This window comes from Apilactobacillus intestinapis (assembly GCF_049166695.1).
Classification (GTDB): Bacteria; Bacillota; Bacilli; order Lactobacillales; family Lactobacillaceae; genus Apilactobacillus; species Apilactobacillus kunkeei_C.
The window spans coordinates 82,503-97,513 of record NZ_JBMHFD010000002.1 but is presented as its reverse complement, the minus strand read 5'-3'; the positions used below and the strand labels follow the sequence as shown (position 1 = coordinate 97,513).

Sequence of the window (15,011 nt, the reverse complement as noted above, 5' to 3'; positions counted from 1 at the left end):
AATTAACCAGTGGCTTCTTTTTTGTTAGCAATTATTTAATAACTGCTTTGACATAAGTCTTGTTAGAAGTAATGTATTCATTCTTGCCAACGTATAGACGAGTAATTCCATGGAATTTAACCACTTTACGTACGTGGAATACTTCTCCACGGTACAATCTTCTTACTGAATTACGTTCACTGAATGTCTTGCCTGTATGGATCAATGTTCCAGTAGGCTTGATTACACGGTACTCCTTGTATTGTTTCTTGTAGTAAGCGCTTTGTACTTGTTGACTTGCGGTTACCACATCACCGTTACTCAAACGATATCTTGGGATACGGTTCTTGTAGTACTTCACACCAACAACTCTAAATACAGTTGAATTGTATCTTGCTGAGTAAGCATATTCTCTGATTCGAGTGTGGTTAGTGAATTTAACACGGTTATGAGTGAAGATAGTCCCTACATTGTAGATGTATCTTGGCATATGTCTCTTCATTTCCTTCTTGTATGTCGCAACGAAAGTACGAGCATAAGTTGCAGAATGATGAGTGTAAATGTCCTTAGGAATTGCATGACGTTCTAGCGCCTTGTTAATTCCGGCCTTCTTACCGTGTGATCTTTGAATCTTGATTTCGTGCTTCAAACCTTCCTTGAAGGTATAGCTGTATAGCTTGTCCTTGTTTAGAAGATCCTTAGCAGAAAGCTTCTTGTTCTTCTTAAGAGTTCTCTTAGCAGCTTCGATACCCTTTAGGTAACCATTGTAACCACTTATGAATGCAGCATCCTTAGTCTTAAGAATGTCGCGGTTGGCCTTAGTATCACCCTTAGCGGCAAGTCTCATTCCAGCTAATCCATCCATAGCTGTCTTGTAACTTTCCTTGTAGTATTCGTTGTTTGACTTAGAGCCTCTCTTCTTAAGAGCATCGTAGAAACCGGCCTTAGCTTGAGCATATTGTTCTTTGTATGCCTTAGCAACTGCAGGATCGGTAAACTTAGGTGCCTTATCGTTCTTCCAGAAGTCTAGCGGAGCAGAAGTATCTGTTGGGATACTTGCCTTACCCTTAGCAAATCCGATACCAAATGCAATGTTGTAGTAAGCATCATTTGTACCAGCTTGAGTTGACTTACTGTTGTAACCATTGTAGAAACCACTTAGGATTCCAGCATAAGCATCACGGTAAGCAATTGGGTCTACACCGTTTGGAACTGGGATTTGACTTAGGTCAGCTGGTAATTGCTTGTTAGCCTTTGCATCAGCAACAGCTTGAGAAACAGCAGCTTCAGCAGTAGCTAGTCCCTTTTGGTAATCAGGATCTGTGCTACCAGTGTTTGGATGACCATCAGCAATATCTTGTAGTGCTAGTACGTATTGGCTAGCTCTTTGACGTCCAGCAACAGCAGCTGGAGTGTTTGAAGTTGCGTCCTTGTCGTCTACACCATGTAGCTTGTCTAGGAATGCATTAGTTGCATCGTTGTAAGCTTGTGATTGCGCCTTTTGAGCAGCACCGTTTTGGCCCTTAGTTGCGTCTGGTTCGTTTGCGTTTGCAGCATCTGCACCAGTCTTAGCAACCTTTAGACCATCTAGGTAAGCTTTCTTGAAGGCGTCACGGTAAGCGATTGACTTATTGCCTAGGTTATTAGCGATGTATGCATCGATATCTTCAGGCTTGATGCTTCCATCAGTAGCAGCCTTGTTGTATCCATCAACAGTACCGTTGAATCCATCCTTTTCAGCTTGAGGAGCAGCGGCAGAAGGTTGGTTAGTTGCGTCAGCCTTAGCTTCTTCAACACCCTTAGCAGCATCTTGAGCACCCTTCAAACCAGTTAGGTAAGATGGATCCTTAGCGATTGATTGGTTATCATCGCTGACACGGCCACCGTTGTTAACTGCGTCTTCGTGACCCTTTTCAGCACGTTGTGCAGCTTCCTTAGCAACTTCACCTAGTCCTGCGTTGTCACCTTCAACAGATGGAACGTCGTTGACTGCCTTACCACCTAGGTAAGCATTAACACCATCAATTGCGGCTTGACTAACAGCAGCTTTGGCCTTTTCATAGTATGCCTTGTAAGCTTGAGCATTAGCTGGATCCATACCTGCAGCGGTTGGGTCTTCCTTAGCATTACCATTGTTCTTCAAGTAGTCATTGATAGCGTTTTGAGTTGCTTGGTAAGCAACTGAACTCTTATCAATACCATTGTGATCCTTTAGTTCTGGATCTTTGTTTTGAAGAGCATCTTTGTAAGCGTTGTTTGCGCCATTTCTTGCCTTTTCGTAAACAGCTTGAGCAAGACTATTTGGAGCATATGATGAACCGTTATCGTTAGTGTCAGTAGCACCATTAGTTGATGCAGTTTGAGCACGTGATAATGCGTTCTTGTATGCTGCGGCGTATACAGGATTCTTAGCAGCTAGTTCACTAGCAGTCAATGGTTGTTGACCATTCAATACAGCATTGTATGCATCTTGAGTTGCGTGGTATACGTTACCAGCATCTGTGTCGGCATTGTCGCCACTGTATTGTGCATCCTTAGAAGGATTATCTGCTTGGGCGTCTGATAGAGCGTCCTTAGCATTTTCTAGACCCTTGTTGAATGCCTTGTCTGAAGCAGTAGTTGCGTTTGGCTTAGCCAATGTTGATGCGCTAGCAGTTGAGTTTGTTGGGTTATCGTCACCAAACAATGCTTCAGCACCATCAGAAGCGTTGTTCTTACCTTGAGCTAATGCCTTTTGGTAAGCAGCTTCGTATACTGGGTTGTTGTCAGAAGTTGCATGATCTCCTGGCTTAGCATTGTCCTTACCAGCAACATCGTTAAATGCTGCAGCAGCACCTTTAGCAGCTTCATCACCATTTACAGAACCTGTATTTGGATTTTGACCTACTGCATCTGGGTTTTCTTGAGCATCTTGGTAACCTAAACGCGCATCAATGTATCCTTCTTGGTTAGCAACGGCATCTACTGATTTGTTGTTAGGGTCAGTAACGTGGTTACCTTCTTTACCGTCGGAAACGAATGCCTTGGCACCATCTTGAGCTGCCTTGGCAGCGGCGTTTTCAACAGTTGCATATGCATCAGCATAGATTTGAGCGTATGGCTTAAATGCATCAGGTACTTGACCTGCATTTGTAACCTTGTCTAAACCATTCTTACCGTCAGCTAATGCAGCCTTAGCGGCAGCGGCAGCAGCTTGAGCAGCACCGGATACATCAGCGTCAGTTGAGCTTTCACCTGGAGTAGGTTGAGCATCGTTACCGTTGTTTAAGATGTTGTCACGAGCAGCCACAGCCACCTTAGCCATTTCAACACCCTTTTGGTAACTTGCATCAGAATCACTTGAGAAGTCACCTGATGGATTACTCATCGCATCGTCGTAACCAGAAGCAGCTTTACTATAACCATTGTCGTGTGCATCAATAGCAGCTTGAGCATCTTCTGTTGGTTGACTAGCTGATAATCCCTTAGCAAAGTCTTCAACACCAGCTTGTGCAGCGGCCTTAGCATCTGCATTAGCCTTGTCGTAAGCAGCCTTAAATGCTGGACTTACATTTGTTGGTTCATTAGTTGATCCAGTCTTACCGTCAGCGTAACCAGCCTTAGCACCGGCGTATGCTTGAGCCGCAGTGTCATCTTTAGGAACAAACTTGCCATCCTTGGTAGTACCGTATTGGGCATCCTTGGTTGGGTCATTTAACTTAGCATCTGCAATACCTTGAGCAGCCTTAGTAGCAGCATCGTCGTATGCAGCCTTTTCCTTAGGTGTTGCAGCATTGTAATCATTTGAGTTTGCAGCAGTTGCAGCAGTACCACCGTTTGCGGCAGTATCTTGAGCAGCCTTATCAGCAGCAGTCTTGTACTTGTTGTAAGCAGCATCAAATGTATTATCGTATTGATCAGAAGGAGTAACACCTTCTGGAGTTGGGTAATGACCGTTGACCTTGTCAGGCTTAGGTTCACCGTTAGTTGCTTTGTCATAAGCTTGTTGAGCAGCTTGGTAACCAGCAGCAGCAATACCAGCTGGTTGTTGTTCGTTGTTACCAAATGCACCAGCACCCTTACCGAAAGCATCACCAGCAGCTTCAATTGCTTGAGCAAATGCAGCTTGCTTCAATGAATCGTTTGGATACTTAGCTTGAGCAGCTTGGTTAGCGGCGTTCTTCAAGTCGTCACCAGTCTTACCAGCGTACTTATCTGGGTTAGCTGAGTATTCAGCTTGACCAGCTTCAGCAGCAGGCTTGATGGCGTCGTAAGCAGTCTTTTGAGCATCTGAAGTTAAGCTTTCCTTACCAGCATCTGGAGTACCATTTACAGCATCTTGAGCAGCCTTTTGGATTGCGGCAGCATCGTCAATACCTTGCTTGTATGCAGGGTTGTTAGCTTGCTTAGTAGCATCAACTTGGTTTGCTAGTCCGGCATTCAAACCAGCAAGAGCATCGCTTTGAGCCTTGTCGTATGCAGCCTTATCAGCTGGGTTAGCTGGTTGCTGAGCCTTGGTACCATTACCAAAGTCAGTTAGTCCCTTAGCAGCGTCATCCTTAGCAGCCTTGTAAGCTTGAGCATAAGCCACTTGATCAGCAGGACTGAATCCGCTTTGATCAGTTGGTTCGTCACCATTAGTATGGTTGATTGCATCGCTGTAAGCGTTAGCTGCAGCAATGTATGCGTCGTCCATATCTGACTTGTTGTCAGGGTTGTTGTATCCATTTGCGCTTGCTAGGTCAGCATCCTTGTCAGATTGACCGGAAGCAACATTTTGACTACCTTTAACAGCAGCAACAGCGTTTTGAACGTTTTGTGCTTGTTGCTTAGCGAGTGCATAAATTGGTGAAGAACTCTTAGGATCATTTTGGTCTGAAGCAGGTGTTTGTGAACCATCCATCATACCAGCTAATGCATCCTTGTAAGCTTGTGCAGTATCACCAAATGTTTGAGCTATTTGGTCGATATGGGTTGGGTCAGTATTTCCAGCAGCGAAGTCCCTAGCAGCCGCTTGGTATGCAGCTTGTAGTGGAGTACCAGCTTGAATACCAGCTTGTTCGTTTGCGTTATTAGGGTTAGAACTACCTTGCTTACCACTTAATACTTCAGCCATACCCTTGTTAGTGTCATGCTTAGCAGCATTGTATACAGCAGCTAAAGCAGGATCAGTTGGTTTTGTATCGTTTTTACCTGGAGTTGCAACAGCATTTTGACCAGCCTTGTTAGCAGCAATCGCATCTTCTAATGCCTTTTGGTAGGCAGCCTTGTAATCTGGAGATTGTGAGTTAAAGTCAGTTGGACGGTCAGTTTGAGCAGCATTTCCGCTCTTAGCTTTAACTGCAGCAATTGCATCAGCGTAACCCTTGTAAGCTTCAGTAGCTGGTTGGTTGTTCTTGATGTTATCTGGCACGTTGTTAACATCTGGAGTTGATTGTGACTTAGCAGCATCAACACCGGCTTTGTCAGCTTGTCCTTGAGCGTATGCCTTTTGGTAAGCAGGAGTTTGCTTAGCTAAATCGTCACTACTCATTGGAGTTGCGTCATTTAGACCTTGTGCGTAACCGTTGTTAGCTTGAGTAACACCTTGAGCGTAGGCCTTCTTAGCTGCGTCAGGGCTGTTTAGATCAGCAGCAACATCATCGTTTGCCTTTTTACCATTCAATGCATCGTTTGCACCACGAGCAGCTTCACCGGCAGCCTTAGCATCGTTAAATGCTTGTTGGTCGGCTGGGTCTGAGTTAGTTGGTGTAACACTTGAATCGTCAGCCTTACCAGCGTTGTAACCCTTGATAGCATCGTTAAATGCATTCTTGTATGATTCCTTATCAGATGCAGGAGTATCTGCAAGTCTTGAATCATTGTCACTAGTAATTGGTTGTGGGTCATTGCCATTAGCAGCCTTGTTGGCAGCCTTGTTGGCATCATTGATAGCATCCATTGCAGCCTTCTTAGCTAATGCTTGTGAGTTAGCAACTGCGTATACAGGTGATTTATCAGTAGAATCAGTATTACCTTTAGCTCCTTCATCCAAAGCCTTCAATGTTTCTTGATATACTGGGTCACTTGCGTTTGCAGAATCAGCAGCCTTCGCAGCATCTACATTACCATTAGCATTTGCATAATCATTAACAGCGGCTTCGTACTTAGCCTTGTCGTTAGCACCAGCTTGTTGACCAGCTTTTTCGTTACCGTTATTAGGATCTGAAACTGATTTGCCAGTTAATCCTTCTGCATAACCCTTGCTTGCATCGGCTCTAGCAGCATCGTATACGGCAGCTTGAGCTGTGTCACTTGGACGAGCAGCAGCTGAACTTGGGTTAGCAACTGAATCTTGACCAGCCTTGTTAGCATCTACAGCATCTTGTAGAGCCTTTTGGTAAGCAGCCTTGTAATCTGAAGATTGTTGACTGTAATTTGCTGGAGTTTGAATGGCACTTGGATTACCATGGGCGTTCTTAACTGCGGCAATAGCGTTAGCATAACCCAAGTAAGCATCCTTAGCAGCGTTGCTAGGTAAAGTATCGGGTGCAGTGTTAGCATCTGGATTTTGAGTTTCCTTAGCTGCACTAACACCAGCTTGGTCAGCTTGTCCTTGAGCGTATGCCTTTTGATAAGCTGGAGTTGCTTGAACATCTTCAGGAGCAGTTTTGGTTCCATTTAATCCATCTGCGTAACCGGATGAAGCTTCATCCACACCAGCGATGTATGATGGATTAGCATTTGTTCCATCCACATCTTTAGCGGTTGTAGAACCATCTAATAGGGCATCAGCACCACGTGCAGCTTCACCGGCAGCCTTAGCATCTTTAAATGCTTGTTGGTCAGCTGGATCTGAGTTATCTGCTGTAACACTAGGATTATCATACTTACCAGCGTTATAACCCTTGATAGCATCATTGTAAGCATTCATGTATGATTGCTTGTCTGATACACCAGCAGGAACGTCATTAATGCTATTAATTCTTGAAGGTACAGTACCATTAGCAGAAGTATTTGCAGCCTTGATTGCGTCCATTGCAGCTTTCTTAGCTAGTGCTTGTGAGTTAGCAACTGCGTATACAGGTGATTTATCATTAGAATCAGTATTACCTTTAGCTCCTTCATCCAAAGCCTTCAATGTTTCTTGATATACTGAATCATTTGCCTTTTCAGGATGAGCAGACTTCGCAGCATTCACATCACCATTAGCATTTGCATAATCTTGAACAGCAGCTTCGTATGCAGCAGCATCTCCAGATCCCTTTTGGAAACCATTACTTTCGCTAGTGTTATTACCATTTGATACTGATTTACCAGTTAATCCTTCAGCGTAGCCCTTTTGAGCATCACTTGCAGCATCATTGTAAACTTCGGCTAAAGCTGCGGATGTTGGAGCTGCAGCTTGACCATCAGAGCTGTTAGGATCTAATTGTGAAGCAATACCTTGTCTAGCAGCTTGCTTAGCATCTTCTAACGCAGCGTTGTATGCGTTGTTGTATGCAGCAGGCTTGCTTGAATCGTTAATTTCAGATAATGAATCAACATTATCCTTAGCAGCCTTAACAGCATCAATCGCTGCAGCAGCACCCTTGGCAGCTTCTGAGTTGTCAGGGGTACCGTTTTCAGCACTTTGGAAACCAGATTTATCATTACTTGCGGCGTTATAACCTAAGGCATATGCATCTGAAGCGTTTGGTTGAGAATCCTTACCATGTAATGCATTTGCATAACCTTGTTTAGCCTCGTTGTAACCATCAGTAATTGTTGGATCACTTTGATTATTTGCACTACCATTTGTAAATAAATTAGCACCTTGAAGTTTTAATCCATCTGCTTTGGCAGCGTTGAATGCGGCAGCACCGATAACATCATTATTGATACCTTTAGAGGAAGCTGTAGCTCTTGGATCACTATTTTGGTATGCCTTAAGAGCAGCATTGTATGCCTTGTCGTATACATCCTTGTTATGGGCGTTACCGTCATTAGGAGTTGGATTAGAAGTACGTGCATCAGTCTTAGCTTGAGCAACAGCAGCTTGAACGTCATCATATGCGTTTTGTTCTGTGGCTAAATCATCTTTACCAGTAGCTTGTGTTGGTCTGGTAGATGCACTAGCACCATCAGTTAATGCTTTTGCATAGTTGTATCCTTCAACAGCAGCGGCTGGAGAAATTGGAGCTTGTTGGCCACTCAATGCTAACTCGTAACCAGATTTAGCTTGATCATAACCCTCTTGTTGTTTGGCAGTTAAACCTTGAGGAGCGTTTGCAGTTGCTGGATTCTGGGCATTCTTAAGAGCGGCGATTCCTTGACCGTATTCAAAACCAGCTTTGGTTGCTGGATCAGCGTTAGCAGGATCAGGATCAGTTAACTTAGCACTTTCACCTTGAGCTTTTCCCTCGTTAAAGTTCTTGTAAGCATCAGTGTATTCTTGATCCTTGTTAGCCGAATTATCTTTTGATTTACCATTTTCAGCGTCATTTACACCCTTGGCAATGTCGTAACCAGTCTTGTAAGCAGGTGTCTTGTCAGAAGCTGGTGTGTCTGCGCTGTTTGCGTTATTAGCATCACTAGCCCCAGCAGCAGCATCGCTTTGCACATTATCATAAGCTTGTCTATCTAAACCGTTACCTTGTGGTCGATTTGCTTGTGAACCAGACTTGTAATCAGCAAGCGCATTAGTTGCGGCTAGACCTGCAAGTGCAAGTGCCTTATTGTATGCGTCTTGATAAGCTAATGATTTTTGTTTTAGTTGATCTTCTGTTAATTTTGTTTGCTTACCAGTTGCTGCATCTAAAGCATCTTTGGTTGCATTGAAACCCTCAGTTTTAGCTTGTGACGGAGCTGGGTTATTTGGTAGGCTTTGACCAGTGGTTGCTAGATTAGCACCAGTTGTTTCATCAGACTTAGCTTGTTGACCAGCTTTGTATGCAGCTGTTTGGTTTTCAGGAGAAGTGTTGTTGTCACCGTTAAATCCATCAGTTGCATTGTCGAATGCATCCCTATATTCAGGATCATTGTTATTAGAACTCTTTTGAGCACCATTTAAAGCATCCGCTGAACCCTTAGCAATGTCGTAACCAGCCTTGTATGCTGTTGATTGGGTTGCGTCAGGTGCTGCTGGACTATTTGGATTGTTAGCATCTTGTTCACCAGCAGCAGCATCGTCTTTGACAGCTTGGTAAAGCTTTCCTTCAGCACTATTTGCATCATATGGATTAGTTTTTACACCATCTGTGTAATACCCAAGTGCTTTACTTACTACTGGAGTAGCAGCTGCAAGAGTCTTATTGTATGCATCTTGGTAAGCTAATGACTTATTAGTTAGGTCAGGAGCAGCCTTCTTACCAGTTGCAACATCATAAGCATCCTTAGCGGCTTGATAACCCTCTTTTTCAGCTTGTGATGGAGAAGCTGGTAGTCTTTGACCACTGGTTGCTAAATCAGCACCGATTTTTGAGTCATCCTTAGCTTTCTGACCAGCTTTGTATGCAGCTGTTTGGCTTTCAGGAGAAGTGTTGTTTGATCCTTTAAAACCATCAGTTGCATTGTCGAATGCATCCCTATATTCAGGATCATTGTTATTAGAACTCTTTTGAGCACCATTTAGGGCATCAGCAGAACCCTTAGCAATGTTGTAACCTTCCTTATATGCATCTGATTGACTTGAATCAGGTGCTGCTGGGCTATTTGGTTGGTTAGCATCAGAAGCACCGGCAGCAGCAGCATTTTGAACTTGAGTATATGCTTGATTATCTACTCCAGTACCTTGAGGAGCATTTTTATTGCCATTCTTGTAATCAGATAGCGCATTGCTTACAACTTGGTTAGCATTTCCGATAGCATCATTGTAAGCTGCTTGATATGCCAATGATTGTTGTTTTAGTTGATCTGTACTTAATTGCTTCTTTCCAGTAGCAACTGCATAAGCGTCTTTTGTCCCGTTGTAACCATCAATTTCAGCTTGTGATGGAGAAGCTGGTAGGCTTTGACCTGTTTTGGCTGAATTAGCACCAATTGTTTCATCAGTCTTGGCAGCTTTACCAGCTTGGTATGCTGGTGAATTTTGTTCTGTTGTTGGATCAGATGAAGATGGTTTTCCATTAAAACCATCTTTTGTATCATTGTATCCAGCAAGTTGTTGAGGATCTGATAGAATTCCCTTTCCATTCAACGCAGCTTGTTGACCAGTTTGATATTTAGCATATGCATTGGCGAATCCTTGCTTGTATAGCGCTTGTTGTAATGGTGTCATACTATTGTATGGAGCTTGTGAGAAATCTGTTGCCGGAGTAGTCTTACCACTTCTAATATCTTTCACAATTTGTCCATATGCTGTTTGTGCTGCACTGAAAGCAGTTGGATCAGTGTTATCTGGGGCACTAGGAACTCCCTTAGCAACAGCATCCATTTCGGCTTTACCAACTTGATATTGTTGTTGAACTTTATCATACACAGCTTGTCCTGTTGGATCAGTGTCCTTTGGTCTATTACTTCTGTTACCTGCAACAGCATCATTAATGGCATTTTGTGAATTTTGGTAAGCATTACTAAAGTTGCTCTTGTATAACGCATCATTTTTTCCGCTATTTACACTTGATGGGGTATCCCCATCAGCTTTATTAATAGCATTTACTGCATCTTGATTAGCAAGGTAATCCTGATAAGCTTGTCCCATTGCTTGTAGATATGCTGTTGGATTTTTAGCACTTTGATAAGATGGTAATGCTTGAATCTTGCTTAGTAATTCAGGGTTATTCTTAATAGAATCAAAACTTGGTGCAGCTGTTGGATCAGTTACTCCTAATTGTCTCAAGAAATCTGGAGTCAATGCACCAGCACCTGCCATTACACTATCATATGCGTTAGTATAATCAGTATTTCTACCGTATTGTGTAGGATCAGGATTATTTTGACCGTTTCTAAAGTCAGTTAGAGCTTTTTGATAACCATTTTCAGCATCTTGTCCATTACCTGACGCAATAGAAACATTTGCACCAGGAGCAGTTACTAACTTACCATTGTTCAATTGATATCCTTCAATGTTAGATGCATAGGTACTTCCACCTGACGGATTATTGCTTGGTAAAGCAGTCATGTAGACACCATTTACACCATATCTAAGGTATACACCAACAGTTTTAACGTTACTTAGTGGCACTGTGAACTTGATTGGAATAATTGAAGATGAAGGATCTGCGTCATCGTTATAAGCATTAGTATCAGCTTTATCAAGATTTGAAATAGTTCCTGTGGTTGGAATACTTGAATCATTCTTGTTAGCTGATGACACGCTAGTACTAATAGGTGTTAGATTATGGTAATCATCTGGACCAGTTGAAGCATTACCAAGGGAATCGTATATAGTTCCAGTTGTATTTCCAGTTGCATATTGGATATATACTTTATTTTTAGCGTAAGCTGCATCAGTTCCACCACTATTAATTGCACTTTGATATCCTGAAACCTTTGCGTATCCGGTAACAGTTACAGTACTATCACTATTAATAGTTGTTGTTAAAGGACTTGAGAAGTATACAGATGGAATACTTTGGATTTCCAAAACTTGTGGAGTTGAAGTTAGTGCTGAATAGTTCTTATTACTGATACTTTGCATGTCTTTATTCAAAGCATTGACAGTTTCACTTCCAGAATATCCACTTGAAGTCATTGAGTAGTTGTAATAAATTGTTCCATTAACCTTACCAGTGTAAGAATTGATACTACCAGATGAGTTAACAAATACAGCTTTTGAAGATGTTGATCCTTTGTCTAAGATAACGTGACTATCACCAGAATCATTAACTGTCAAATTACCATAAATTAATGGGAATGCGCTATTTCCACTACCATCGGGAGTAGATACAATAAGGTTACCTCTATTAGCAACGTTAATTTGACCAGCCGATCCAATGTAAATTAAACCGTTTCCTGGAACATTGTTACCAATGTTTGTGGCTTTAGCTTGTAATACACCACCGTTAGTAACTAAAACTTTACCTTGGTATACGTAAACTAATTGGTTATATCCGGTATTTGAGTAATTGGCTGTTTCAACGTTGATTCGACCGCCATCTATTGTAACGGCATTAGAATTAGAACTATTACCATAAACATAAATACCACCATCAGAAGCTCCTGCAGTTGTGTTATCTTGCATAATGTTTAGATTGGCATTTTTATTAACATTTAAAGAACCACCATTAATTTCAACACCGTAACCATTACCTGAATCTCCACCAGTACCTCTATTAATAACCGTCATACCAGAGTTTTCTGAAAGAGTAACGTTACCACCTGAAACGTATACAACAGTTGTTCCAGAATGTGCTCCTGAAGTACCAAAGTAGTGGGCACCTTTATTAAGTACCAAGTTCTTAATATATAGATTTAGTTGGTTACCTGGACCAGCTTCAATGGTATTTGTTTTCCATGGTGAGGTATAGAAATCATCACGTTGAGAAACGTTAACATTTCCGTCCATAAATACTTGGTTATTAATGGCACTAAGTAATTGGGCCCCGATATAATTAAAGTTTTTGAAGTAAACATTACCGTTACTAGTAAACCCAACTGGACCGAAGTAGTTAGCTCCGTAAATTGTCTTGAAGTTTTGTAAATGAACTGATTGATTTCCATCGCCAGTATTGAAGTTATAATTTTGATTACTCCAATCGGCAATATGGTTATTTCCATCAATTGTTAGGTTTTCAAAATTATTATATTCAGTGTTGTTCCCACCATTACTGGAGCTGTTACTTACTAAACTAATATCATTAATAATATTAATGATATTTTTATGATTCATATCAATTCTAGAGTTTACTGTTCCTCCTGAACTAGTTGAGCCACCGGTTAACAGTGTGTTCAATTGAGTACCAGTGTTTACATAGTAAACACCTTGTTGGTCCTTGCTGTATACATCATTGTATCCAACATTGTATGCTTTGCTATTCTTGTTGCTTGTGGATAGTTGGGTAACTCCAACGTAGCTATCACCTTTGAATTGAGTATTAATAGCTGCTTGGGCACCTAAGTAAGCTTGATCATAAAGGTTATCTGAATTTGAGCTTGGAGTATAGATGCTTCCAGTTTGTCCGTTAGCACCCGTAATACCTTGCCACTTACCAGTTTCGGCATCCTTAATACCTTGTTGAATCAAGGCATTGTTAATTCCATAACGATAAACAACAGATAGAGCACCTAATAATGAACTATTGTCTTTAATATCCTTTTGGGAAGCAACAGTTACACCTGATGTAGAACCGTTTAGACCTGTATTGGTTGTATTGTCATATAGGTTACTAATATCATTTTCATAACTAATAGCTGTATCATGGGCAGTCTTAGGATCATCAGCTCCACCAACTGTACCTTGTGGAGCATCACTGTATTGACCAGTATATGTTGCAGCATAAGATGCATTGTATGAAACATTTGAAGCATTTACATATCCAGAAGTTACGTTAGCTCCACTGGCTGAACCAGGTGCATAGCTAGTTGAATAAACACTATTAGCAGTGTTCTTGTAGTAAACATAAGCTTGTGATCCTGTACCTTGGGTACCTACCTTATTGTTATATTGAGCTAAAGCAGATTCGGCACCTGCATAAGCTGCACTATAGAATGCAGATTGTACAGCATCAGTCGCATATGATTGTTGAGTGTTAGTACCGTATACAGCATCGCTAATGGCTGCAGACATGGCAGCAGCATAACTACCGCTAGCATAGCTTACACCCTTTTGGTAATTTGAATCGTTCGCATTTGAACCAGCTGCACTACTACCGTTTAAGGTGTCATTAAACCCACTACTTGCCATACTATAAGCAGTGTTATATGTAGATTGGTTAACAGAGCCTACGCTTGAGTTTACTGTGTGACCTTCAACATAATCATCAATACCTGCACTTGTAGCGTTTGCAGATGCAGCAACACTATTGTTGATAGATGTTTGTCTAGCCGAACTAAATGCTGAATTGTAAAGGCTTTGATCTGCAACATTGGATGCTTGGGAGCCTGTTGTATTAAAATCATGAGCACCTTGACTAGCAGCACTTGAAGCTGTTTCAAAAGCTGTATCATAAACGTCTTGGTCAGTTCCATAGTTTGATGCTTGTGAGCTGCCAGTAACAAAGTCATTAAGACCTTGGAATGCAGCGTTTGATGCAGCATTAAAAGCTGTATCATAGACATCTTGGTCTGAACCTAGACTAGTTGCATGTGAGCTACCTGCTGAAAAGTCATTGTGACCTTTGGCCGATGCACTTGAAGCAGCTGTGTAAGCAGATGAATATAGATCATTGTTTGATGATAATGTTGCTTGTGAATTACCAGCTGCGAAATCATCGTGTCCACGTTGAATAGCAGCTGCTTGTTGTGATTGAGCAGTTGATGATGCTGCATCATAACCAGTATTATATGCATCTTGGTGGTTTGCATATGTGGCTTTTGATTTATTAGCAGCAAAATCGCTTGAACCTGCACTTGAAGCTGCAGTACTTGCTGCAGTGGAAGCAGCACTGTATGTAGCATTATAATCATCTTGGTAGGATGATAATGCTGATTTAGTTGCTCCGGCAGTTCCATCTGAGCTACCTTGAGATGCAGCTGCAGACTTTAGTGCTGCTGTATCATCAGATGCACCAGAGTTTTGTGAACTACCTTGTTGTGTGGTTGTTTCACTTGAACCTGTGGTTGTTCCGTCAGCGTGGGCAACTACTGATGAAGTAGATGTCATGCCATAGGCGGATGCACCAAATAGAGCTAAGGTAGCAACGGATACAACGACCCATTGTTTCTTAACTTTTTTCATGACTTTTTTGTCATTTACTTTATTAAATTTATTCTTATTGTATTGCAATATATCATCCCCTAAAATGCAATCTATATGAAAAATATTGGACCTATCGTTCTAATCATGATACCACTCTTAACGTTTTTTTAAAACTTTTTAACCTTTGATTAAGAATATTGATTTTATTTAAAAATTATATTAGTGTGTTTATTATCTTTTACAAAAAAGACACCAATCATTTGATTGGTGTCTTTTTTCTTATATTTAGTCAAAT

At 41.6% G+C, this 15,011-nt stretch carries 1 protein-coding gene; it reads right to left on the bottom strand.

The features are described 5' to 3' along the window. Positions 1–31 precede the first annotated feature (31 nt). On the bottom strand, positions 32–14,803 hold the full coding sequence (locus tag ACOMA7_RS02555) for a DUF5776 domain-containing protein (RefSeq protein ID WP_421391754.1): 14,772 nt from the start codon (positions 14,801–14,803) through the stop codon (positions 32–34). Positions 14,804–15,011 lie beyond the last annotated feature (208 nt).